21 protein-coding genes are annotated in these 22,327 nt (G+C 61.4%); 14 read left to right on the top strand and 7 right to left on the bottom strand.

Translation table 11 applies throughout. The features are described from left to right. Positions 1 to 88: 88 nt before the first annotated feature. Together QOL81_RS15900 and QOL81_RS15895 are read left to right on the top strand one after the other, a co-directional pair. Entirely contained in the window at positions 89 to 637 is a 549-nt protein-coding gene (locus QOL81_RS15900; RefSeq protein ID WP_004931456.1) for a metal-dependent hydrolase, read from the top strand. Between the two features lie 181 nt (positions 638 to 818). Continuing rightward, complete coding sequence (locus tag QOL81_RS15895) at positions 819 to 2,210, top strand: L-cystine transporter (protein ID WP_038877619.1); 1,392 nt, start codon at positions 819 to 821, stop codon at positions 2,208 to 2,210. A 64-nt stretch (positions 2,211 to 2,274) separates the two neighbouring features. Here the strand turns inward: QOL81_RS15895 and phnX are convergent, their stop codons facing one another. Further along, positions 2,275 to 3,084, bottom strand: a complete 810-nt coding sequence (gene phnX, locus QOL81_RS15890) for a phosphonoacetaldehyde hydrolase (protein WP_283439924.1) — start codon at positions 3,082 to 3,084, stop codon at positions 2,275 to 2,277. A gap of 9 nt (positions 3,085 to 3,093) precedes the next feature. After that, complete coding sequence (gene phnW / locus QOL81_RS15885; RefSeq protein ID WP_060419242.1) at positions 3,094 to 4,197, bottom strand: 2-aminoethylphosphonate--pyruvate transaminase; 1,104 nt, start codon at positions 4,195 to 4,197, stop codon at positions 3,094 to 3,096. A 155-nt stretch (positions 4,198 to 4,352) separates the two neighbouring features. Here phnW and phnR point away from each other — a divergent pair, with 155 nt between their 5' ends. The 5 genes from phnR (at position 4,353) to QOL81_RS15860 (ending at position 9,061) form a co-directional block, all read left to right on the top strand. After that, positions 4,353 to 5,072: a phosphonate utilization transcriptional regulator PhnR gene (phnR, locus tag QOL81_RS15880; protein ID WP_102984780.1), complete on the top strand. Its 720-nt coding sequence runs from the start codon at positions 4,353 to 4,355 to the stop codon at positions 5,070 to 5,072. 174 nt (positions 5,073 to 5,246) lie between these two features. Beyond that, positions 5,247 to 6,257, top strand: a complete 1,011-nt coding sequence (locus QOL81_RS15875; protein WP_283439923.1) for a 2-aminoethylphosphonate ABC transporter substrate-binding protein — start codon at positions 5,247 to 5,249, stop codon at positions 6,255 to 6,257. 8 nt (positions 6,258 to 6,265) lie between these two features. After that, entirely contained in the window at positions 6,266 to 7,390 is a 1,125-nt protein-coding gene (gene phnT, locus QOL81_RS15870) for a 2-aminoethylphosphonate ABC transport system ATP-binding subunit PhnT (RefSeq protein WP_283439956.1), read from the top strand. 1 nt (position 7,391) lies between these two features. Next, entirely contained in the window at positions 7,392 to 8,255 is an 864-nt protein-coding gene (gene phnU, locus QOL81_RS15865) for a 2-aminoethylphosphonate ABC transporter permease subunit (protein ID WP_060419249.1), read from the top strand. A 2-nt stretch (positions 8,256 to 8,257) separates the two neighbouring features. Continuing rightward, entirely contained in the window at positions 8,258 to 9,061 is an 804-nt protein-coding gene (locus QOL81_RS15860; RefSeq protein WP_089185887.1) for an ABC transporter permease, read from the top strand. Positions 9,062 to 9,107: 46 nt separating this feature from the next. On the opposite strand, the gene kdgR is transcribed toward QOL81_RS15860, so the two are convergent. Next, positions 9,108 to 9,899, bottom strand: coding sequence for a DNA-binding transcriptional regulator KdgR (gene kdgR, locus QOL81_RS15855; RefSeq protein WP_038877637.1), 792 nt, complete (start codon positions 9,897 to 9,899; stop codon positions 9,108 to 9,110). A gap of 230 nt (positions 9,900 to 10,129) precedes the next feature. On the opposite strand from kdgR, the gene QOL81_RS15850 reads away from it, so the two are divergent. Beyond that, complete coding sequence (locus QOL81_RS15850) at positions 10,130 to 11,524, top strand: MFS transporter (RefSeq protein WP_047727689.1); 1,395 nt, start codon at positions 10,130 to 10,132, stop codon at positions 11,522 to 11,524. A 51-nt stretch (positions 11,525 to 11,575) separates the two neighbouring features. Here the strand turns inward: QOL81_RS15850 and htpX are convergent, their stop codons facing one another. Continuing rightward, entirely contained in the window at positions 11,576 to 12,454 is an 879-nt protein-coding gene (gene htpX / locus QOL81_RS15845) for a protease HtpX (RefSeq protein ID WP_033638291.1), read from the bottom strand. 370 nt (positions 12,455 to 12,824) lie between these two features. On the opposite strand from htpX, the gene QOL81_RS15840 reads away from it, so the two are divergent. Genes QOL81_RS15840 through QOL81_RS15815 form a run of 6 tightly spaced genes read left to right on the top strand, consistent with a single transcriptional unit; the run spans position 12,825 to position 18,668 of the window. Continuing rightward, the gene (locus tag QOL81_RS15840; protein ID WP_089185885.1) at positions 12,825 to 13,916 is read left to right on the top strand and encodes an ABC transporter substrate-binding protein; all 1,092 of its coding nucleotides are present in this window, start codon (positions 12,825 to 12,827) and stop codon (positions 13,914 to 13,916) included. Positions 13,917 to 13,918: 2 nt separating this feature from the next. Then, the gene (locus QOL81_RS15835) at positions 13,919 to 14,959 is read left to right on the top strand and encodes a FecCD family ABC transporter permease (protein ID WP_169318369.1); all 1,041 of its coding nucleotides are present in this window, start codon (positions 13,919 to 13,921) and stop codon (positions 14,957 to 14,959) included. Further along, entirely contained in the window at positions 14,956 to 15,741 is a 786-nt protein-coding gene (locus QOL81_RS15830) for an ABC transporter ATP-binding protein (protein ID WP_169318368.1), read from the top strand. The genes QOL81_RS15835 and QOL81_RS15830 overlap by 4 nt, the downstream gene beginning before the upstream one ends. After that, a complete protein-coding gene (locus QOL81_RS15825) occupies positions 15,729 to 16,526 on the top strand; it encodes an SAM-dependent methyltransferase (RefSeq protein ID WP_060440085.1) in 798 nt (265 codons plus the stop codon). The genes QOL81_RS15830 and QOL81_RS15825 overlap by 13 nt, the downstream gene beginning before the upstream one ends. Next, entirely contained in the window at positions 16,519 to 17,826 is a 1,308-nt protein-coding gene (locus tag QOL81_RS15820; protein WP_283439922.1) for an opine metallophore biosynthesis dehydrogenase, read from the top strand. The genes QOL81_RS15825 and QOL81_RS15820 overlap by 8 nt, the downstream gene beginning before the upstream one ends. After that, positions 17,823 to 18,668 (top strand): DMT family transporter, encoded by an 846-nt coding sequence (locus QOL81_RS15815; RefSeq protein WP_038877656.1) that lies wholly within the window; start codon positions 17,823 to 17,825, stop codon positions 18,666 to 18,668. Before QOL81_RS15820 ends, QOL81_RS15815 begins: the two co-directional genes overlap by 4 nt. A 67-nt stretch (positions 18,669 to 18,735) precedes the next feature. On the opposite strand, the gene prc is transcribed toward QOL81_RS15815, so the two are convergent. The 3 genes from prc to msrC all read right to left on the bottom strand — a co-directional run bounded on the left by prc (position 18,736) and on the right by msrC (position 22,108). Then, positions 18,736 to 20,784, bottom strand: a complete 2,049-nt coding sequence (prc, locus tag QOL81_RS15810) for a carboxy terminal-processing peptidase (RefSeq protein WP_033642845.1) — start codon at positions 20,782 to 20,784, stop codon at positions 18,736 to 18,738. Between the two features lie 19 nt (positions 20,785 to 20,803). Beyond that, entirely contained in the window at positions 20,804 to 21,514 is a 711-nt protein-coding gene (proQ, locus tag QOL81_RS15805; RefSeq protein ID WP_033638287.1) for an RNA chaperone ProQ, read from the bottom strand. A 96-nt stretch (positions 21,515 to 21,610) separates the two neighbouring features. Continuing rightward, positions 21,611 to 22,108 carry a free L-methionine (R)-S-oxide reductase MsrC gene (gene msrC, locus QOL81_RS15800; protein WP_126180031.1) on the bottom strand — a complete coding sequence of 166 codons (498 nt, stop codon included), beginning with the start codon at positions 22,106 to 22,108 and terminating at the stop codon, positions 21,611 to 21,613. Positions 22,109 to 22,327: the final 219 nt, after the last annotated feature.

The following is a 22,327-nucleotide window of genomic DNA, read 5'->3' as shown; positions in this document are numbered from 1 at the left end:
AATTGGTTACAGGGTAACTGCTTCCACTACTGGGAATTTTCCCATATACTGGATAAATTAACAGTTTACCAGCCGGAATCGCAACAGCATGACCGCGGAAGGACACCTTATATTCTCTGTCGCTTGCGCGATCTTCGCCAAGAAGGCGGAAGTGACGCCAGAGCTGGCTACCGGCGACTGGTGGCACATCATACCCGCCGCGCTGCTGACCTCGCTGCTGCCGGACATCGATCACCCCAAGTCGGTACTGGGCCAGCGTCTGCGCTGGATTGCCCTGCCCATCGCCCGCGCCTTCGGCCACCGCGGCTTCACCCACAGCCTGCTGGCGATCGCCGGCGGCATGGCGCTGTTCCAGCTGGACGTGCCGCGCAGCTGGCCGATCCCGGCCGACGCGCTGCACGCCATGATCATCGGTTACTTCAGCCATCTGCTGGCCGATATGCTCACTCCCGCCGGCGTTCCGCTGCTGTGGCCATGCCGCTGGCGTTTTCGCCTGCCGCTGCTCAACTCGCAAAAAGGCAATCAGCTCGAGCGCGTGCTGTGTCTGTGCCTGGTGGCGTTTGCCATCTGTTGGCAAGGTGATTTCACCCTGCCGGTGCAATCCTATGTCGAGCAAATCAGAAATATCAGACTCTGATCACAAAAATCCGCTCAACCCATCACCTTCATGTATATAAAACGAACAAAAACACACAAAAAGCTATATCAAATTCCATTTGGATATAAGTAGGCCACTCGGCAAACTGTTACGATATTTACATCGCGACATACGTGATGCGTAGTCGTTTTTATAAGAAAGATTATTGGAGACATTGGGGATGAATCTTCCGCTCGTGATTAACGTGCTGGTGTTTGTCGCGCTCCTGTTGCTGTTGGCGCAAACCCGCCACAAGCAATGGAGCCTGGCGAAAAAAGTGCTGGTCGGCCTGGTGGTCGGCGTGGTGTTCGGCCTGGGCCTGCAGCTGGTGTACGGCTCCGACAACCCGGTGCTGAAAGAATCCATCAGCTGGTTCAACATCGTCGGCAACGGCTATGTGCAGCTGCTGCAAATGATCGTCATGCCGCTGGTGTTCGCCTCGATCCTGAGCGCGGTGGCCAAGCTGCACAACGCCTCTTCTCTGGGCAAAATCAGCGTCCTGACTATCGGCACGCTGCTGTTCACCACGCTGATCTCGGCGCTGGTGGGCGTGCTGGTCACCAACCTGTTCGGCCTGACCGCCGAAGGCCTGGTGCAGGGCGCGCAGGAAAGCGCGCGCCTGACGGCGATCCAGACCAACTACGTGGGTAAACTGGCCGACCTGACCGTGCCGCAGATGGTGCTGTCGTTCATCCCGAAAAACCCGTTCGCCGATCTGACCGGGGCCAGCCCGACGTCGATCATTAGCGTGGTGATTTTCGCCACCTTCCTCGGCGTGGCATCGCTGCAGCTGCTGAAAGACGACAAGCCGAAAGGCGAGCGCGTACTGGTGGCTATCGACACCCTGCAGGCCTGGGTGATGAAGCTGGTGCGTCTGGTCATGAAGCTGACGCCGTACGGCGTGCTGGCGCTGATGACCAAAGTGGTCGCCGGTTCCAACATTCACGACATCGTCAAGCTCGGCAGCTTTGTGGTGGCCTCGTATATCGGCCTGGCCATCATGTTCGTGGTGCACGCTGTGCTGCTGGCCTTCACCGGCGTTAACCCGATGAAGTTCTTCCGCAAGGTGTGGCCGGTGATCACTTTCGCCTTCACCAGCCGCTCGAGCGCCGCCAGCATTCCATTGAACGTGGAAGCGCAGACCCGCCGCCTGGGCGTGCCGGAATCCATCGCCAGCTTCTCGGCGTCGTTCGGTGCCACCATCGGCCAGAACGGCTGTGCGGGCCTCTACCCGGCAATGCTGGCGGTAATGGTTGCGCCGACCGTCGGCATCAACCCGCTGGATCCGGTGTGGATCGCCACCCTGGTCGGCATCGTCACCATCAGCTCCGCCGGCGTAGCGGGCGTGGGCGGCGGCGCTACCTTCGCCGCGCTGATCGTGCTACCGGCGATGGGCCTGCCGGTGACGCTGGTCGCGCTGCTGATCTCGGTCGAACCGCTGATCGACATGGGCCGTACCGCGCTGAACGTCAACGGCTCCATGGCGGCGGGCACCATCACCAGCCAGCTGATGAAGCAAACCGACAAAGCCGTGATGGACAGCGAAGACGAAGTCGAATTGGCTCACCGTTAACGCCGTCTCAAAACGAAAAAAACCGGGGATTATCCCCGGTTTTTTTATGCCCCGCGCTCGGTCGTTACGGCCGCTCGCCGTTCGCCAGCCGCCGGTTGATGTCGGCGATCACGCCCGGCAAGTGCGCCAGCGTGTCTATCACATAGTGCGCGCCCGCCGCGGACAGCTTATCGGCGGCGGCCGTACGGCGCAGCTCTATCTCACCTTCCGCCATTTGGCGGTACTCCTGCCAGGTCGCGCCAAACTCATTGCCGGACAGCGCCAATCCGACGCTCCACATCCCGGCGTTCAGCCCTTCAGCAATGCCCGGCACCGCGTCGTCCACCTTCACACAGTGCGCCACCGCATCGATGCCCAGCGCGATAACGTTCTGCAACGCCATCCACGGCCCCGGCCGGCCACCGGCGGCGAGATCGTCAGTGGCGACCCAGTAATCTGGCGCGTAGCCGCGCTGCGCGGCGGCAGGCACCAGCACCTCCATCACCGCACGCGGATAACCGGAGCAGGAGCCGATTTTAATGCCCTGTTCGCGCAGCCCGGCAATCACCTGCGGCACACCTTCGATGGGATCGGCGAAGTCGATCACTTTGGCGATTTGCAGCGGCATAAACGCCTGATACAGCGCGTCGATGTCCTGATGGCTCATCGAACGGCCCAGCTTCTGCCGCCAGCGCGCATCGACCGCCGGCAGCTTGCCCAGCGCCTCAATGTGCTGCCATTTACCCAGCCCCATTGGAATGCGCGCCTCCGCCAGGCTGATGTCGATATCGAAGGTTTGTTTGAATGCCTCGACAAAAATCTGCGTTGGCGCAAAGGAGCCGAAGTCCACCGTGGTGCCGGCCCAGTCGAGGATCACTGCGTTGATCTGTTTCATGGTCAATCCTTATTGATTCCAGTACATCGCCTGCCCGACGGCCGCCAGCAAACGTTCGATATCTTGCGGGTAAATTTCCCCGATGTTGCCGATGCGGAAGCAGTCGCTCTGCGACACTTTGCCGGGATAGATCACAAACCCTTGCTGCTTCAGGCGCTGATAAAATTCGGCAAAGCGGTAAGTGTCGGCCTTTGGCGAATAGAACGCGGTGATGATCGGCGAATGCAACGCATCGTCCAGCAGAGTCTCAAAGCCCAGCTCGCGCATACCCGCCACCAGCCGCCGCTGATTGGTCTGATAGCGGCGGTGGCGCGCGGCAATGCCGCCCTCTTGTTCCAGTTCTTTCAGCGCCTGTGCAAAGGCCAACACGGTGTGGGTCGGCGACGTAAAGCGCCATTTGCCGGCCTGGTCTTCCATACAGCGCCACTGGGCATACAGATCCAACGACAGCGAGCGTGAACGGCCGGCGCATTTCTCCAGCTCGCTGCGGCGGGCGATGACGAAAGCGAAGCCCGGCACGCCCTGAATGCATTTGTTGGCGGAGCTGATCAGAAAATCGATGCCCAGCGCGTCCACATCCAGCGGAATGCCGCCGAAGCTGCTCATGGCGTCGACGATAAAGGTCTTGCCGTTGCGCGCCGCCAGGCCGGCGACTTTCTGCAGCGGGTTGAGCATGCCGGTGGTGGTTTCGCAGTGCACCATGGCGATATGGCTGATGCGCGCATCGCTTTTCAGTACCGCCTCCATCGCCGCCACGTCCGGCTCATTGACCTCGCCGCAGTCGAAAGCGTGGTGGTCGATGTCCATCAGCCGCGCCATTTCGATCATTCGCGCCCCGTAGGCGCCGTTGTTGACGATCAGCAGCTTGTCCTGCGGGCCGATGACCGTGCCCAGCACGCCTTCCACCGCAAAACTGCCGCTGCCCTGCAGCAACACCGAGGTGTAACCGGCGGACGGCGTCGCCAGCGCCACCAACTGCTGGCGGATGCTTTGCACCACGCCCAGGTTGTAATCTTCATCCCAGGTGCAGCTGTCGAACAGCATCGCCTCTTTTACCGTTTTCGACGTGGTCAACGGGCCGGGGGTCAACAGCAGGTAGTTACGATCGGACATGTTATTCACCTATTTGGTCTATACCAGATTGCAGGCATTGTGGCCGCAAATTCCTTCCCCGGTCAAACGACAAAGCGCGGTGAAACAAAAAATTCATCTGGCTATGTATAATAAGCGCGTGCCGGAATGTCGGGCCGATGCCATAGCGAGATGAAATGAAAGAACATCAGGGCGATATGCCCCACTACCTGCAGATCAAGGATCAGCTTCTGGCGCGTATCACCCGCGGCGCGCTGCAGGCGGGCGACAAGCTGCCTTCGGAGCGCGAGCTGTGCGCCATCTTCTCCACCACCCGCGTTACCATTCGCGAGAGCCTGGCGCAGCTGGAGGCCACCGGCGCCATCTACCGCGCCGATCGCCGCGGTTGGTTCGTCACGCCGGAGCGGCTGTGGCTGGATCCGACGCAGAACACCAACTTCCACCGCCTCTGCCAGGAGCAGGGGCGCACGCCGCGCACCGCGCTGCTGTCCGGCGAAAAAACCACGGTGCCGCTCGACGTGATGCAGCCGCTGGCGCTCGAACCGTTCGATCAGGTGTATCTGCTGCGCCGCGTGCGCTACGCCGACGGCCGCGCCATCTGCTATTGCGAAAACCACTGCCTGCCGCAGCGGGTGCCGGAACTGCTCAGCCACGATCTCAACGGTAGCCTGACCGAGGTCTATCAACAGCATTACGCGTTGATTTACAGCAACATGCATCTGTCGTTCTATCCAACGGCCCTGCCTTACCGCGCCGCCAACGCGCTCGGCGCCATGGTCGGCCTGCCCGCCTTGCTGCTGCGCCGATTAAATTACGATCAGCACGGCCGCATTCTCGATTTCGATATCGAATACTGGCGCCACGACAGCCTGCGCATCGAAGTCGATACGCTTTAACCCTCTGCATGACGGGGCTGCGCCTGCCGCCCCCTTTTCGCTCCCAAGCCCGATCCCCGTTCCCGGTAAATATATTTTGCCGCTTTCATTTGTTTGTCATATTCGCCGATTAGCTTGGCCGCATATCTGGTGTATACCAGTTTCGCATTAACCCGCAACAGTGAGGCTGAAGCTATGAAACTTTCTCGTCTGGTCGTGATGACCGCCATCGCACTCGGCGCCGCGCCGGCCTGGGCCGCCGACGCAGTGGTGACCGTCTACTCCGCCGATGGGTTGCACGACGGCGATCACAGCTGGTATCAAACCCAGTTCGACGCCTTCACTCAGGCAACCGGCATCAAGGTGCAGTACGTCGAAGGCGGTTCCGGCGCCATCGTCGAGCGGCTGTCGAAAGAGCGAAGCAACCCGCAGGCCGACGTGCTGGTGACGCTGCCGCCGTTCATCCAGCGCGCCGCCGCGGAAAAACTGCTGCAGGATTTCACCCCGCAGGATGCGGCGCAGATCGCCGGCGCCCAGCCGCAGTTCGTGCCGCTGGTGAACAACTACCTGAGCTTCATCTATAACGCCAAACTGTTGCCGCAGGCGCCCGCCAGCTATCAGCAGCTGCTGGACGCGCAGTTCCGCAACAAGCTGCAGTACTCCACGCCGGGCCAGGCGGGTGACGGCACCGCGGTGATGCTGCAGGCGTTTCACAGCTTCGGCAGCAAAGACGCCGGTTTCGACTACCTCGGCAAACTGCAAAGCAACAACGTCGGCCCTTCCGCTTCCACCGGCAAGCTGACCGCGCTGGTCAATAAAGGCGAGCTGCTGGTGGCCAACGGCGATCTGCAGATGAACCTGGCGCAGATGCGCAGCAACCCGAACGTGAAGGTGTTCTGGCCGGCCGGGCCGGACGGCAAGCGCAGCACGCTGGTGCTGCCTTACTATGTCGGCCTGGTGCAAGGCGCGCCGCAAAGCGCCAACGGCAAAAAGCTGATCGACTTCCTGCTGAGCAAAGAAGCCCAGAGCAGCGTCAGCGCCATTTCCTACGGTGTGCCGGTGCGTAAGGACGTCACCCCGACCGACGATAACTTCAGGCAGTCGCAGGCGGCGCTGAAAGGCGTGGACATCTGGGCGCCGGACTGGAATCAGGTGGTGAGCAGCCTGTCCGCCGATATCTCCCGCTGGCACAAGGTGACCGAATGACGCTGACGATGCCTTCTACCCTCTCTTCCCGCGCCGAGGCGCGGGATAGCAGCCAGGACATCGCCGGGCCGTCGGGCATTCAGCTCGACCGCGTCAGCGTGTCGTACCGCGGCACCGAGGTGCTGAAACCCCTGACGCTCACCATCGCCCCCGGCGAAGTGCTGGCGCTGATCGGCCCCTCCGGTTCGGGCAAAACCACCGTGCTGCGGGCGATCGCCGGCTTCGTGCAGCCCTCCGCCGGGCGTATTGCCATCGGTGACGTCGATGTCACCGACGTGCCACCTTATGAGCGCGGCCTAGGCATGGTGGTACAGAACTACGCGCTGTTTCCGCATATGCGCGTCGAAGACAATGTGGCGTTCGGCCTGCGCGCCCAATGCAAGCCACGCGGCCTCACCGCCGAGCGCGTCGAAGAGGCGTTGGCCATCGTCGGCATGTCCACCTACGCCAAGCGCTATCCCAGCCAGCTCTCCGGTGGCCAACAGCAGCGGGTGGCGATCGCCCGCGCCATCGCGGTGCGCCCCAAAGTACTGTTGTTGGATGAGCCGCTGTCGGCGCTGGACGCGCAAATTCGCCACAGCATGGTGGAGGAGATCGCCCGCCTGCACCGCGAACTGCCGGATCTGACCATCCTGTACGTCACCCACGATCAGGGCGAAGCGCTGACGCTGGCGGACAAGATTGGCATCATGCGCGACGGCCACCTGATCGCCCACGGCGAGACTCGCGCGCTGTACCATCATCCAACGAACCGCTTCGCCGCCGAGTTCCTCGGCCGCGCCAACCTGCTGCCGGCCACCGCGCTGGAGACGACCACCGGGCAAGGCATGACCACCGTCAGCTGCGCCGGCAAAGTGATCGGCTGCTTTACCTATGGTGCGCAACGCGGTTTCGACAAACTGCTGTGTATTCGGCCGCAGCATATCGCGCTCGATGCCGACGCCCAGCGCAGCAACTGCCTCATCGGTACGCTGCGCGATATTCACTGGCAGGGGGAATTGACGCACCTGCAGTTCGACGCGCAAGGCCATCCGCTGCGCGTGGTCACCACCCATCGCAGCCGGATGCCCCAGATCGGCGAGCGCGTGCCGCTCTATTTCGCCCCCGACGACGCGGTACTGATCGAGGACTGACATGACCGACTCTACGCTTATTCGCCCGGCTCTGCGGCTGCGCTTGCCGCGCCGTCTGTGGATCTTGCTGCCGCTGCTGGTGCTGGCGACGCTGTTTTTCTATCCTCTGGCGCTGATCGTCAAACAGGCGTTTACCGACGATCAGGGGCTGTTCAGCGCCGCCGCGCTGCAACAGGTGTTCGAATCCCGACGCTTTGTCGGCGCCCTGCTCAACACGCTGCAGATTGCGCTGCTGGCGACGCTGGGCTGCCTGGTGCTCGGCACCCTGCTGTCGCTGCTGCTGGTGTTTACGCCGTTCCCCGGCAGCCGGCTGATCGCCAGGGTGATCGATACCTTTATCGCCATGCCGACCTTCCTGATCACGCTGGCCTTCACCTTTATCTACGGATCCGCCGGCCTGCTGAACGGCACGCTGATGGCGGCCTTCGGTTTTACCCTGCCGCCGGTGGACTTTCTTTATTCCATTTGGGGCGTGATCCTGGCGGAAATCACCGTGTTTACGCCACTGGTGATGCGCCCGCTGATGGCGGCGCTGTCGCAGATCGATCGCAGCCAGCTCGAGGCCGCCAGCATCCTCGGTGCCCGGCCGGGGCGCGTGGTGCGCCAGGTGATTTTGCCCGCCGCGCTGCCGGCCTTGCTGGCCGGCGGCAGCCTGTGTTTGCTGTTGACCACCAATGAATTCGGCATCGTGCTGTTTATCGGTGCCAAGGGCGTCACCACGCTGCCGATGATGGTCTACTCCAAAGCGATTCTGGAGTCGGATTACGCCGTCGCCTGCACGATCGCCGTCGTGAATATCGCGCTGTCGCTCGGGCTGTTCTCCCTTTACCGCTACGCCGCGGCGCGCGCCGGGCTGAGGAACTGACGATGTTGATTTGGTCTCGCACCGGCCGCACTTTGACCTGCACGCTGGCGGTCACGCTGTTCGCCCTGTTCTTCTGCCTGCCGCTGGCGGTGATCCTGATGTCCAGCCTGAGCGAACAGTGGAACGGCGTGCTGCCGAGCGGCTTCACTCTAAGCCATTTCCGCCAGGCCTTCAGCGGCGCCTCCTGGGACGCGCTGGTCGCCAGCCTGGCTATCGGTTTCAGCGCCAGCCTGTTCGCGCTGCTGTGCGGCACCTGGGCGGCGTTGGCGCTGCGCCACCATCAGGGGCGCGGCCAGCGCCTGCTGAGTACGCTGTTCTTCATACCCAGCGCGGTGCCTTCGGTGTCGATCGGTTTAGGCATGCTGGTGGCATTCAGCCAGGGGCCGCTGCAGATGAACGGTACCTTCCTGATCGTGCCCATCGCCCACTTCGTGCTGATTTCCGCCTTCACCTTCGGCAACGTGATGGCCGGGCTGACCCGGCTTTCGAGCGACTACGAAAACGTCGCCGCCAGCCTGGGCGCTTCGCCGTTGTTTCGCCTGCGTCACGTCACCCTGCCGATGATCGCTCCCTATATGATCTCCGCCTTCGCCCTCAGCCTGTCGCTGTCGATGGGTGAGCTGGGCGCGACCATGATGATCTACCCACCGAGCTGGGCGACGCTGCCGGTCACTATCTTCAGCCTGACCGATCGCGGCAGCATCGCCAACGGCGCGACGCTGACCATGATCCTGGTGGCGGCCACGCTGCTGCTGATGTTAGTGCTGGAGCGGATTGCGCAGCGGCTGACGCCGGGCGCAAAATAGCAACAAGGCGCTGCCATGGCCGCGCCTTGTTCATCGAAGCGAGGGGTTAGAACGGGTAGTCGTGATAGCCCTGCTGTTCACTGATGCGCCGGGCGGCGACGTGCAGCAGCGCCACATACTCCTCCCGCGCCGCTTCGGAAAAACGCAGCGTCGGGAAAGAGAGGCTCAGCCCGGCGATCGCCACCCCGAACCGATCGAAGACCGGCACCGCGATGCAGCGGATCCCCGCCTCCTGCTCCTCGGCATCTTCGCCGTATCCCTGCTCGCGCACCCGCTCCAGCACCGGCAACAGTTCGGCGGCGCTAGTCAGCGTATGCTCGGTGCTGCGGGTAAATTCAATCTGCGACAGGATCTGCGCCACCTCATCCCGATCGCGCCAGGCCAGCAGCACTTTACCGATGGCGGTGCTGTGCAGCGGGTTACGGCGGCCGATGCGCGAATACATGCGCAGGTTGTACATTGCGTCAATCTTGTGGATATAGACGATGCCGTCCTCGTCCAGGGCACCGAGGTGGATGGTTTCGCGGGTGCGGTTCGACAGCTCGCGCATCTGTACGTCGGCGCTGCGGATCAGATCGACGTTCTGCAGCGATTTGGCGCCCAGCTCGAACAGCTTGAGCGTCAGCGCATACTTTTCCGTCTCGCCCTCCTGCGAGACGTAGCCCAGCGCTTTCATGGTTTGCAGAAAACGGTAGACGGTGCTTTTGGACATCATCACCCGCTGGGACAGTTCGGTAATGCCAATCTCGCGCTCATCGCCGAGCGCCTGCAAAATGCCGAACACTTTCATCACGGATGAGACGGCATCCGGTTGCTTGTCTGAATCTGCGTTAGCCATGGTGAATACCCTACTTAACGGTTTTGTTTCAGGAAATTTAAACAAGGGTTTCAGTATAATCGGAACAGATCGCGGCGCGCAACGCGGCTGAACGCTAAGCGATTGAAGCCTAATGGATAACCCCGGCTCGCTCACCGCCGTTTACAATAAAGCGGACAAGGGGCATGCAATCACGGGCGAATATGATTAGCATGATAATACTCCCCTGAATAAATACCGCTGAGACCAACATGCGTCCTTGTTCCGACGGCCTCCCCGTCCCGCAACGCTATGGGGCGATCTTCGCCATCGCCCTCGGCATTACCGTATCCGTGCTCGACGGCGCGATAGCCAACGTGGCGCTGCCCACCATCGCGCGCGATCTCAACGCCAGCCCGGCCAGCTCCATTTGGGTGGTTAACGCCTATCAGCTGGCGATCACCGTGTCTCTGCTGTCGCTGGCGTCGCTCGGCGATCTGATCGGCTATCGCCGCATCTATCAGGCCGGGTTGCTGGTGTTCAGCATTACCTCGCTGTTCTGCGCCCTGTCCGACTCGCTGCTTACGCTGACCATCGCCCGCGTGCTGCAAGGCTTTGGTGCCGCCGCCATCATGAGCGTCAACACCGCGCTGATCCGCATCATCTATCCGCAGCGTTTTCTCGGCCGCGGCATGGGCATCAACTCGCTGATCGTCGCCTGCTCCTCGGCGGCCGGGCCAACGGTGGCGGCGGCGATCCTGTCGGTCGCATCCTGGCAGTGGCTGTTCGCCATCAACCTGCCGATCGGCCTCGTCGCACTGCTGCTGGGCATGAAGTTCCTGCCGGCCAACGGCCAAAAAAGCGATAACCGCCGTTTCGATCCCACCAGCGCCGTGCTGAACGCGTTGACGTTCGGCCTGCTGATCACCGCCATCAGCGGCTTCGCCCAGGGCCAAAGCCTGACGCTAATCTTCAGCGAGATCGCCGCGCTGCTGGCGATTGGCGCGGTGTTCGTGCGCCGCCAGCTGCGCCAGGAATTTCCGCTGCTGCCGGTCGACCTGCTGCGCATCCCGATCTTCGCCCTGTCGATGGGCACCTCAATCTGCTCGTTTGCTGCGCAAATGCTGGCGATGGTGTCGTTGCCGTTCTTCCTGCAAAGCGCATTGGGCCGCGACGAAGTGGCGACCGGGCTGCTGCTGACGCCGTGGCCGCTGGCGATCGTAGTCATGGCGCCGATCGCCGGCCGGCTGGTGGAGCGCGTGCACGCCGGCCTACTGGGCTGCATTGGGCTGGCGGTGTTCGCACTTGGGCTGTTCTCGCTGGCGCTGCTGCCCGCGGATCCGTCGAATGGGGACATCATCTGGCGCATGGTGCTGTGCGGCGCCGGCTTCGGCCTGTTCCAGTCGCCCAACAATCACACCATCATCTCCGCCGCGCCGCGTAACCGCAGCGGTGGCGCCAGCGGCATGCTGGGCACCGCTCGCCTGCTGGGGCAAACCTCGGGGGCCGCGCTGGTGGCGCTGATGTTCAACCTGTTCCCCACCTCTGGTACCCACGCATCGCTGATCCTGGCCGGCGTGTTCGCCACTCTGGCGGCGGCGGTCAGCAGCCTGCGCATCACCCAATCGACGGCGCCAACGGCGCAGCCAAGCCGCGAGGTGAAATAACGGACATAAAAAAACCCCGGCGAGCCGGGGTTTTTCCTTTCATTCAGCCGATTACTTCAGGTACTGGCCGGAACGCAGCGCTTCGATACGCTTGTCGAGCGGCGGGTGCGACATGAACAGCTCGCTGAACGACTTGGATTTACCGTTGATGCAGAACGCCATCATGCTGCCCGCTTCCTGCGGTTCGTAGCTGGTTTTCAGGCGCTGCAAGGCGGCGATCATCTTCTCGCGGCCCACCAGCTTGGCGGAGCCGGCGTCGGCGTAGAACTCGCGGTGACGCGAGAACCACATGGTGATGATGCTTGCCAGGATGCCGAACACCAGTTCCAACACCATCGACACCGCGAAGTAAATCATCGGGTTGCCGTTGCCTTCCCCTTCGCCATCACGGTTGCCCAGGAAGCCGGCGGCGACCTGCGCGATCAGGCGCGAAATGAAGATGACGAAGGTGTTCACGATGCCCTGAATCAGGGTCATGGTCACCATATCGCCGTTGGCGACGTGGCTGATTTCGTGCGCGATGACCGCTTCCGCCTCGTCGCGGCTCATGCTCTGCAGCAGGCCGGTGCTGACGGCGACCAGCGAGGCGTCACGGCGCGCGCCGGTGGCAAAGGCGTTGATGTCCGGCGCGTGGTAGATAGCGACCTGCGGCATGGCGATGCCCGCCTGCTGCGACTGACGGCGTACCGTTTCCAGCAGCCAGTTTTCGGTTTCGTTACGCGGTTGTTCAATCACTTCCCCGCCGACGGAGCGCAGCGCCATCCACTTGGACATCAGCAACGACACGAAAGCGCCGCCGAAGCCGAACAGACCGGCCATGATCATCAGGCCCTGAACGCTACTGGATTGGATTCCTGTCAGGCTGAGCACCAGCCCGAAAACCAACATCACCGCCAGGTTGGTGAGCAGGAACAGAGCTATACGCATCATAAAATGTTTACTTCCTCATAAATGTTAACAAAACGCTGTCTAAGATACCCTAGATCGTATGGGCATTCGTCACAGTTTCAAGAGTCGCACGTCATTAACCTACTAAAAATACGAAACTTTACAAAAACGACGCGCGACCGGGATTTGGCAAATTGTAAACGATTGTTGCGCAAGGCGGAGGGATTTCTCAGAAAAAATTCTTGGCCCGTGCAAAATGACGTCGAGAAAAATTGCCCGCACACTTTTTATGGCCGCCAGGCTCTCACCGCCTTCGCTCACGCAGCGCTCGCCTCGCCTGACAGGAAAGTTTGAATCCCGCGATTAATTGTTACATTATAACATCACAATTAATCGTAAAGGGATGTCAATCATGTTACCTCGCCTCGTCTGCATGCTGACTGCGTGGCTGCTCTTTTGCCACGTCGCGCAAGCTGAAATCCACCTCACCGACGCAGAAGGACGCCAGGTCACCCTGGCCGCCCCCGCACAACGCGCCTATATCGGCTTTTACTACGAAGATTTTCTGGCGGTGAACGGCCCGGACAGTTTTCAACAGGTGGCCGCCTTCTCTAAAAGCGACTGGGCCTTGCGCACCAGCCAATGGCCGCGTTATCAGGCGGCTCTGCCGCGGCTCGCTCAGCTGGTCGATGTCGGTTCGCTCTACAATCAGAGCTTTGACTTCGAACGCCTGCTGACCACGCGGCCAGACCTGCTGATCCTGGCGAAATGGCAGCTCGACGGCTTCGCCAACTACCTGCCGGTGCTGCAACAGCTCAACATTCCTTACATCGTCGTCGACTTCAACCAGGGTGCGGAAGTCAAACTTGCCAGCATTCGGGCCATGGGTCAGGCGATGGGCCACCCCGAGCGGGCAGAACGGCTGGCCAGCGAGTATCGGCAGAGCCTTGAAGAGACTCAGCGGCGTATTCGCGAGGCGCAGCTGCCGCCACCGACCGCTTATATCGAACTCGGCGACAAGGGGCCCGGCGAATACAGCAGCAGCTATGGCGCCTCCGTCTGGGGGCCGCTGTTACAGCTGGCCGGCGCCCGCAATATCGCCGCCGGCGTCGTCGGTAGCCCCGCGCCTTTGCGCGCCGACTATGTACTGACCCAAAAGCCGGACGTCATTTTCCTCGCCGGCGGCGACTGGGAAAACATGCCAAACGCCGTACCGATGGGCTACGGCGCACAGGCGGCCCCCCTTCAGGCACGCCTCGCTCAGTACGCCCAGCGTGCCGGTTGGCCGCAGCTGCCGGCGATAAAAGACCAGCGCCTCTATGCGCTCTACCATGGCGGCGCGCGCACGATTTACGATTTTATTTTTGTTCAGTATCTGGCGAAAGCTCTCTATCCGGCCGCGTTTGCCGACGTTGATCCCCCACGCAACCTGGCGCAGTTCTACCGCCAATACTTACCGATAGAGGCTGACGGCGTCTTCCTGCAACGCTGGCAAGGAGAGTAGCCGTGGCCCACACAGGACGTGCGTTTTTACAACGGCGCAGGCTGCGCCGCGGGCTATTGACGCTGGCGCTGCTCGGCGCGCTGCTGGCGGCCGCCGTCGTCGATCTGACCGTCGGCGCCGCGCACCTTAGCTTCTCGGATATCCTGCCCATGCTCTGGCCCGGCTCCGCGCCAGGCAACGAGCTGCATCAGGTGGTTTTCTGGTCGATTCGCTTGCCGATGACGCTCACCGCGTTGGTCGTCGGCGCCAGCCTGGCGCTGGCCGGTCTGTTGATGCAGACCGTGCTGGCCAACCCCCTCGCCAGCCCGTATACGCTGGGGATCTCGGCCGCGGCGGGATTTGGCGCGGCGCTGTCGATCATCACCGGATTCAGCCTGGGTGGCGCGCTGGCGCTGGGCACGCCGCTGCTGGCTTCGCTGATGGCGCTGTTGGCCTGCGTGCCTATCTATCTGCTGGGACAGCGCCGCGGCATGACGCCGCAAATTTTGGTGCTGAGCGGCATCGTGGTGCTGTTCTTCTTTCAGTCGCTGCAATCCCTGCTGCTGTTTCTGGCCTCGCCCGAAGCCATGCAGCAAATCGTCTTCTGGCTGTTCGGCAGCCTGCTCAAAGCCAATATGCACGGCGTGGCGATCACCGGCGGCGTCCTGTTCTGCGCGCTGGTCGTCAGCCTGCGGCTGGCCTGGCGCCTGACCGCACTGTCCGCCGGCGAAGAACAGGCCCAGGGGCTGGGCATCAACGTCAGCGCGCTGCGCAAGCTGGCCTTTCTGCTGGCGACCTTACTGACGGCCGCCTCAGTCTCGTTTGTCGGCACCATCGGGTTCGTCGGGCTGATCGCTCCGCATTTCGCCCGTTTTCTGGTGGGCGAGGATCAACGCTATCTGATCTGCATTTCCGCCCTTTGCGGCAGCCTGCTGCTGCTGTGCGCGTCGATCGTCGCCAAACTGGTGCTGCCGAACGGCGTAGTGCCCATCGGCATCGTTATCGCCTTAATCGGCGTGCCGGTGCTGTTCTACTTCGTCACCCGACAGGTTAAACGCCCATGACTCAACTGACCCTCACCGGCGTCGGCGTCACGCTGCATCGACGTCAGCTGTTAGCCGACGTTTCATTGGCCTGGCCGGAGGCAAAGCTCGGCGGCATCATCGGGCCCAACGGCGCCGGCAAATCGACGCTGCTCAAAGCGATCAATCGCATGCTGCCGCACAGCGGCGCTATCGCCTACCGCGAGCGCCCGCTCGATCCGAAAACCAGCCGCATCGCCTATGTGCCGCAGCTCAATCGCAGCGAGTCGGCGTTGACCGCGTTTGACATGGTGCTGCTGGGCAAGGTACGGCAGTTGGGGTGGCGCGTCAGCGCCGCACAGGCCGACGCGGTCGAACAGGCGCTGGCGGAATGCGGCATTTCCGCGCTTGCCGATCGCCCTTTCAACCGCCTCAGCGGCGGGCAGCGGCAGTTGGTAATGTTGGCGCAGGCCTTCATCTCTCAGCCGCAGCTCATTTTACTCGACGAGCCCACCAGCGCGCTGGACATCCACCATCAGCTGCGCGTACTCAATCAGATCGCCGACTACAGCCGGCGTCATCGCTGCATCACGCTGCTGGTGATCCACGATCTGGGGCTGGCGCTGCGCTACTGCCATTCTCTCACCTTGCTCGAGCACGGACGCGTCATTTGCCACGGCGACACCCATCAGATGATGGGGCATCCGATGATGTCCCGCGTATTTGGCGTCGGTATCGAAAGCGGCATCAGCCCCCAAGGCTACCCCTTTCTGCTGCCGACACAGCTGTTACACGCACACGGAGAAACCCCATGTACACTCTGACCAAGGCGGACATGCTGGCGCAACTCGCCGGCTTGCAACAGGAAATCCATCAGCTTCACCGTTCCGCCCGGCAAGATCGGCGCCATTTTTCCCTGCTGGAACGGCGCTTCAGCCGCCTGCAGGCCTTTAACGATCTGCCGCAGCTGCAGGCCTATCGCCGCAAGCTGGAAAACGATCGCTCGATAACGGCGCAAATCACCCAGCTGCGAGCGGTGGCCAATGCCGCCTTGTGCGATTACGAGAAGCATCGCGTCGCCACGCTCTGCCGGGAGCCGGCGCAGACCAACGCCTACCTGAACAGTTTCGATAGCGCCCTGCAGCTGGAGATCGCCGCCGCCGACATCAAACCCGGTGAACGAGTGTTGCTGGTGGGCAGCGGCGCCTTGCCCACCACCGCGCTGGCGCTGGTCGCCAGGCTCTCCGCCACCGTCATTTGCTACGATTGCGACCCGGCGGCCCAGCGTTTTGCCCGCCGCCTCACGCGCCATCTGGGGCTGTCACGGCAAATCCCCTGCATCGATAAATTGAACGGCCTGACCGACCGCGACATCGATCACATCATCATCGCCTCTCTGGTGGCGGACAAGCAGACCTTGCTGACGCAGCTACGGCCTTTACTGCCCCAGCGCGGCAAACTGCTGCTGCGCTACGGTAACGGCCTTAAGTCGATCTTCAACTGCCCTTATCACCATCTGGCTGCCCGTTCACCCTGGCGCGTCAGCGGTAAACCGGTTGCCACCCCGCTGTACGATCTCTTGATTTTGGAGTCTCATCGCCATGAATAACGCATTTCCTACCCTGATCCTCGGCGCCGGTCCGGCGGCGATCCAATTGGCTGCGGATATCCAGGCCGCGGCCGACACGCGCCTCGGCCTGTACAATCGCCCCAGCGAGAAAGGACAACGCCTGAAGGCGCATCTGGCGCACACGCCCAGTCTGCATCTGGAAGGCGTCGGCAAGGCGCGGCAGACCCAGCACGATGCGCAGGTGGCAGTAGACAGCTATTGCGACGATCTGTCGCTCATCGGCGGCGACTGGCAGCGGCTGATCCTCGCGGTGCCCGCCGATCGCTATTACGAGGTGCTGCGGCAGGTGCCGTGGGCCACCTTACCCCACCTGCGTTCGTTGATCCTGCTTTCCCCGTCCATCGGCTCCGGCCTGATGGTGCAAAGCCTGCTGCAGGCGGCTGGCCAATCCCACGTCGGGATCATCAGTCTGTCCAGTTATTACGCCGACACCAAATATCAGGATGCGGCGCAGCCCTATCGCGCCTTTACCAAAGCCTTTAAACAGCGGGTCTATCTCGCGGCCCAAAGCCCGGCGCCAGACTCCGCCGAACTCGACTGGATCGGCTCGGTGCTGGCGCGTCACGCTATCGACGCCCGGCGCTGCGACAGCCTGCTGGCCGCCGAGCGCTTCAGCATCACCAACTATGTTCATCCGCCGCTGGCGCTGGCCGACACCACGCTGCAGGCGATATTCCAGCCGCAGGCGCCGGTGCAATACCTGTATAAAACCCACCCCGAGGGCCCCATCTGCCCCGAGGTGATCGCCGATATGCTCGAACTGTCGGAGGATTACAAAAGGCTGCTCAACCATCTCGGCATCGAGGAGATCAACCTGCTGCGCTTTTTGAACGACGACAGCTACCCGGTTCCCTCCCGCATGGTGAGCCGCCGCTGGATTGACCATTTCCCGCAGCTCGCGCCGGCGGAACAACGCTATGCGCTGTTTACGCGCTATACCGCGCTGCTGGTCGATCCCTATTCCGAACCGGACGCGCAGGGTCGCTATTATGATTTTTCCGCCGTCAGGGTCGCCCGCGTCTTTCAGGATGCTCAAGGGCTGTGGTGCCTGCCGCGCGTGCCGCTGGAAGACGTGCGAAAACTCCGCACGCTGGTCTTGCTGGCGGAGCGGCTTGGCGTCGAGATGCCCACCGCCCGGCGCCTGTTGGCGCGCTTTCAGCAGGCGCTGCAGAGCTTCGTCACCCGGATCGGCGCCGAGCATTGCCATCATTCGCTGCTGGACGATACCTGCGACGAACAGGCGGCCATCACCTACCGTCAGTGGCGGGGGCAAGCATGAATCAGGGTGCGCTGCTGGCCATTTTCGCCTCGCTGATTTTCAGCGTCATGAATGCGCTGGTCAAAACCATCGCCGACGACATCCCCACCGGGGAAATCGTGTTCTTTCGCAGTAGCATCGGCTGCCTGCTGGTTCTGCTGCTGATGTATCGCCACGGCGTCGCCTTCAGCCGCGAGGACCGGCCGCTGCTGGTACTGCGAGGCACTATGGGTGGGCTGTATCTCATCTGTTATTTTTACAGCATCGCCCACCTCACGCTGGCCGACGCCAGCATGCTGGCCTACCTGTCGCCGTTTTTCTCCATTCTGCTTTCCTTGCTGGTGCTGCGTGAACGGATCAGCGCCAACACCGCATTTTGGCTAGCGCTGGTCATCATCGGCGCCGTGCTGCTGGTGCGGCCGTGGCATTTCTCAACGTATACCCTGGCGTCGCTAGTCGGCGTGATGAGCGCGGTGTTCGCCGCTATCGCCTATCTGTCGGTCAACAAGCTCAGCAAGCGCCACCACAACTACGAGATCGTGTTCTATTTCCTGTTTATCGCGACGCTGATCTCGCTGCCGCTGATGTGGAACGCCTTCGTCTGGCCCAACGTCTACCAGTTTGCCATCCTGCTCGCCATCGCCCTGGTATCGCTGTTGGGACAGGTTGTCTTAACCCAGGCCTTTTCCTCCGATAACCTGATCGTGGTCTCGGTGGTGCGCTATATCGGCATCGTTTTCAATATTGCCTGGGGCTGGCTGTTCTGGCACGAAGTCCCGCTGTTGCTGTCGCTGATCGGCTGCCTGCTGGTGGTGGTTTCCTGCATCCGACTCGGGCTGCGCCACCGCAAGAAAGCCGTCTGAGCAGCACGTAACGCGGCCATAAAAAAACGCACCCGAGGGTGCGTTTTTCATCCTGCCTGACGCGGCCTTATTTGGCCGGCGTTGGCTGCTGAGCGGGCTGATCTTTTTCCAGATGAGCCAGGTCCAGCGCGATATGCACGGTTTCATCCAGGTATGGATCCGGTTCCTGGTAATCCTTCGGCAGATCGTCGAGCGATTTCAGCGGCTTCTTGCCCGCACGTTCCAGACGTTCGTTGATGCGTTTCAGACGGGTCGCATCGTCATCGTGGTTCTCTTTCTCGCGCACGGCCAGATTGAGGGACACGATGTTGCGTTTATCCTTCAGCGCCTTGTAATGCGCGATATCCTGCGCGATGTACTGGAACTCCGGATTCTGCGCGATGCGCTGCTGATGATCTTTCAGCAGCTCCGGCTCGAACGGCGCCATATCGCCGGTCTTGCTGTAGGTCGCCGCATTGATGCTGTCCCACGGCATGGCGTTGTCTTCAAACGCTTCGCCGGTTTCCGCCGGATCGACGCCGGTCGGCATCAGAATGTCCGGGGTCACCCCTTTGCGCTGGGTGCTGCCGCCGTTGACGCGGTAGAACTTCTGAATGGTGTACTGCACCGACCCCAGCGCCGGCCACTCAGGGCGCAGCATCTGATCGTAGATGCGGTTCAGCGAACGGTACTGCTGCACGGTACCTTTACCGAAGGTCGGTTCGCCGACGATCAGCGCGCGGCCGTAATCCTGCATCGCCGCCGCGAAGATCTCGGAGGCGGAGGCGCTGAAGCGATCGACCAGCACCACCAGCGGGCCTTTGTAGTAGGTCACGCCATCGGTGTCGGCGTCTTCACGCACTTTACCGTTGTTGTCGCGCACCTGCACCACCGGGCCGCTCGGAATGAACAGGCCGGACAGCGACACCGCTTCGGTCAGCGCGCCGCCGCCGTTGGTGCGCAGATCGATGATCACGCTCTTGACGTTCTGCTTGGCCATCTTCTGCAGCTGCACTTTCACGTCATCGGTCAGACCGACGTAGAAGCCTGGGATGTCGAACACCGCCACCTTCTCTTTGCCGACGGTCTTGATGGTCATTTTCACCGCGCGGTCTTCCAGGCGGATGCGCTCGCGGGTCAGGGTGACCACGCGGGTTTTGGTGCCCTTGCCGGCCGGCAGGATCTCCAGGCGCACCTTGCTGCCTTTCGGCCCTTTGATCAATGACACCACGTCGTCCAGGCGCCAGCCGATCACGTCCACCATCGGTTTGCCGGCCTGGCCGACGCCGACGATGCGATCGCCCACGGTGATCGCCTTGCTCTTCGCCGCCGGGCCGCCCGGCACCATCGAGTTGATCAGGGTGTAGTCGTCATCCATCTGCAGCACCGCACCGATGCCTTCCAGCGACAGGCTCATCTCGGTGTTGAACTGCTCGGTGTTGCGCGGAGACAGATAGTTGGTGTGCGGGTCGATTTCATGCGCAAAGGCATTCATCGCCAGCTGGAAGACGTCTTCGCTGTTGCTTTGCGTCAGGCGCTTGATGGCGAACTGATAACGCTTGGTCAGCGTGTCGCGGATTTCTTTGTCGGTCTTGCCGGTCAGCTTGAGGTTCAGCTCGTCATAGGTGACTTTCGCATCCCACAGGCTATCCAGCTCGGCCTTGTCTTTCGGCCACGGCGCTTTGCTGCGGTCGAGATCGATAGTGCCGTTGCCGGTGAAGTTCATCGGCTTGTCCAGCAGCGACAACGCATAGGTGTAACGCTCGAAACGGCGTTTCTGCGCCAGATTGAACAGCGCGTAGAAGGTATCCAGCTTGCCGGTTTTTAGCTCTTCGCCAACCTGATTGCGTTTGCCGGCGAACTGCGCCACGTCGGAGGCCAGCAACACGTTATGGTTGTAGTCCAGCATGTTCAGGTAGCGATCGAAGATCTTGCCTGAAAACTCCGCGTCGAGGGCGAACTGGCGGTAATGAGAGCGAGTGAAGCGCGAGGTCACGCGCTCACTCACCGTAGCGTGCTGGGGTTCCTGTTGCAGTTGGGGCAGTTGGCCGATGCGGATGTTGGCTGTTTCCGCGCCGTAACTGACACCCGCCCACAGCAGCCCTGCAATCGCTGTTAATCTGACGAATTTGTTCATGCCTTGGTTGGCCTCCGTATCAGAACTGCAAGTGTTCTGCGCGCACAATCATCGCCAGACCGGAAGAGAGCTGCACACGTACGCCATCTTTAGCGATTTCAAGTACGGTAGCATCCATCGCGCTCTTGCCTGCTCTGACTTTGATTTCCTGGCCAATTTGCAGTTTAGAGATATCCGTGACTGGCGCATAACGCGGCTGGTTTTCCTCTTTTGCTGCACGAGGTTGACGAGCTGGCTGTGGGCGAGTTTGTGGGCGCGGCTTGCGGTTTTCCGGCGCGGCTCCGCCTTCGCGACGTGCAGCAGGCTTTTTACCGGCTGGGCGCGGACGGCGTGGCGCGGCATCGGCAGATTCACCGGCGGCTTCACGTTTTTTGGCGTTTTGTTCGGCACGCTGTGCCTGAACGCGCGCTTTGGCTTCTTCAAGCTGCTGGCGAGCATGATCGACATGCTGCTGCTCCAGTTCACCGCACGGATTGCCGTCCAGGTCGACGCGCTGCGCGCCAACTTTGACGCCGTACAGGTAACGCCAGCTTGAGGTGTACAGGCGCAGGGCAGAACGCAATTGCGTTTTGCTGAGATTCTCTTCCCCCTGCACGCGCTCTACCAAATCCTGAAAAATACCGATTTTCAGCGGACGAGCTTCGCCTTCGGCGCTAAAGCAGAGCGGAAAACGCTCGGCAAGAAAAGCAATGACTTCTTTACTAGAGTTCAACTTAGGTTGATTTTCCATGAAATTTCCTGATTACAACGGTATTGCCAACAAGCCACAGGCATGAACAGGCGTCATTATAATGACGCCATCGGTAATTGCCACGTTAACCGTCGATCAACTTGCCGCTACAGTCACATATTTCGCACTGTCACACTGTTCCAGTTGCTCACAAAGCCCCGCCACCACTGCTTTCAGGCCCGCTTCATCCTGTTCGTCGAAGCGTTGATAAACCGTGCTGTCGATATCCAAAACGCCGATCGCTCGGCCGCCAACCGCCAGCGGCAGCACGATTTCCGCATTGCTGGCCGCATCGCAGGCGATATGGCCCGGGAACGCATGCACGTCGCCGACGCGCTGCACGCGATTTTCCGCCACCGCCGTACCGCACACGCCCTTGCCCACCGGGATGCGCACGCAGGCGATCTTGCCCTGGAACGGCCCCAGCACCAGCTGGTCGCCATCCATCAGATAGAAACCGACCCAGTTCACGTCATCCAGACGCTCGTTGATCAACGCGCTGGCGTTGGACAGCGCCGCGATAAAGTTGGTCTCCCCGCCGAGCAACGCGCTCAGGTCACGTTTTAATTCCGCGTAGAATTGTTCTTTTGTCATGTGATAACCATTGAAACAGTGAAGATGGCCAGAAGCCCAAAGCTTAGGCCCTATAAAATAAGCATTAAATGCGTATAGCCACAAGGTTAATCATCTGTTGCTTCACAAAACCCTGCCGCTCGGGGTATGTTTGCCGCTCAGAATCCCGGTTTACCTCGTTTTACCGTCCGGCGCCCGATCGCCGGTGACGCGGCCGGTTTATTTTTCAGCTACGCTGAC

The sequence above is a fragment of the Serratia sp. CC22-02 genome, from assembly GCF_900182895.1.
GTDB lineage: Bacteria > Pseudomonadota > Gammaproteobacteria > Enterobacterales > Enterobacteriaceae > Serratia > Serratia nevei.
The sequence above is the reverse complement of the archived record's forward strand: the minus strand, read 5'-3'. Positions and strand labels throughout refer to the sequence as shown.

Bases quoted from the DNA above. Each gene is read 5' to 3' on its own strand.
- QOL81_RS15900 (WP_004931456.1), top strand. From the start codon at position 89: ATGACCGCGGAAGGACACCTTATATTCTCTGTCGCTTGCGCGATCTTC.
- QOL81_RS15895 (WP_038877619.1), top strand. From the start codon at position 819: ATGAATCTTCCGCTCGTGATTAACGTGCTGGTGTTTGTCGCGCTCCTG.
- phnX (WP_283439924.1), bottom strand. From the start codon at position 3,084: ATGAAACAGATCAACGCAGTGATCCTCGACTGGGCCGGCACCACGGTG.
- phnW (WP_060419242.1), bottom strand. From the start codon at position 4,197: ATGTCCGATCGTAACTACCTGCTGTTGACCCCCGGCCCGTTGACCACG.
- phnR (WP_102984780.1), top strand. From the start codon at position 4,353: ATGAAAGAACATCAGGGCGATATGCCCCACTACCTGCAGATCAAGGAT.
- QOL81_RS15875 (WP_283439923.1), top strand. From the start codon at position 5,247: ATGAAACTTTCTCGTCTGGTCGTGATGACCGCCATCGCACTCGGCGCC.
- phnT (WP_283439956.1), top strand. From the start codon at position 6,266: ATGCCTTCTACCCTCTCTTCCCGCGCCGAGGCGCGGGATAGCAGCCAG.
- phnU (WP_060419249.1), top strand. From the start codon at position 7,392: ATGACCGACTCTACGCTTATTCGCCCGGCTCTGCGGCTGCGCTTGCCG.
- QOL81_RS15860 (WP_089185887.1), top strand. From the start codon at position 8,258: ATGTTGATTTGGTCTCGCACCGGCCGCACTTTGACCTGCACGCTGGCG.
- kdgR (WP_038877637.1), bottom strand. From the start codon at position 9,899: ATGGCTAACGCAGATTCAGACAAGCAACCGGATGCCGTCTCATCCGTG.
- QOL81_RS15850 (WP_047727689.1), top strand. From the start codon at position 10,130: ATGCGTCCTTGTTCCGACGGCCTCCCCGTCCCGCAACGCTATGGGGCG.
- htpX (WP_033638291.1), bottom strand. From the start codon at position 12,454: ATGATGCGTATAGCTCTGTTCCTGCTCACCAACCTGGCGGTGATGTTG.
- QOL81_RS15840 (WP_089185885.1), top strand. From the start codon at position 12,825: ATGTTACCTCGCCTCGTCTGCATGCTGACTGCGTGGCTGCTCTTTTGC.
- QOL81_RS15830 (WP_169318368.1), top strand. From the start codon at position 14,956: ATGACTCAACTGACCCTCACCGGCGTCGGCGTCACGCTGCATCGACGT.
- QOL81_RS15825 (WP_060440085.1), top strand. From the start codon at position 15,729: ATGTACACTCTGACCAAGGCGGACATGCTGGCGCAACTCGCCGGCTTG.
- QOL81_RS15820 (WP_283439922.1), top strand. From the start codon at position 16,519: ATGAATAACGCATTTCCTACCCTGATCCTCGGCGCCGGTCCGGCGGCG.
- QOL81_RS15815 (WP_038877656.1), top strand. From the start codon at position 17,823: ATGAATCAGGGTGCGCTGCTGGCCATTTTCGCCTCGCTGATTTTCAGC.
- prc (WP_033642845.1), bottom strand. From the start codon at position 20,784: ATGAACAAATTCGTCAGATTAACAGCGATTGCAGGGCTGCTGTGGGCG.
- proQ (WP_033638287.1), bottom strand. From the start codon at position 21,514: ATGGAAAATCAACCTAAGTTGAACTCTAGTAAAGAAGTCATTGCTTTT.
- msrC (WP_126180031.1), bottom strand. From the start codon at position 22,108: ATGACAAAAGAACAATTCTACGCGGAATTAAAACGTGACCTGAGCGCG.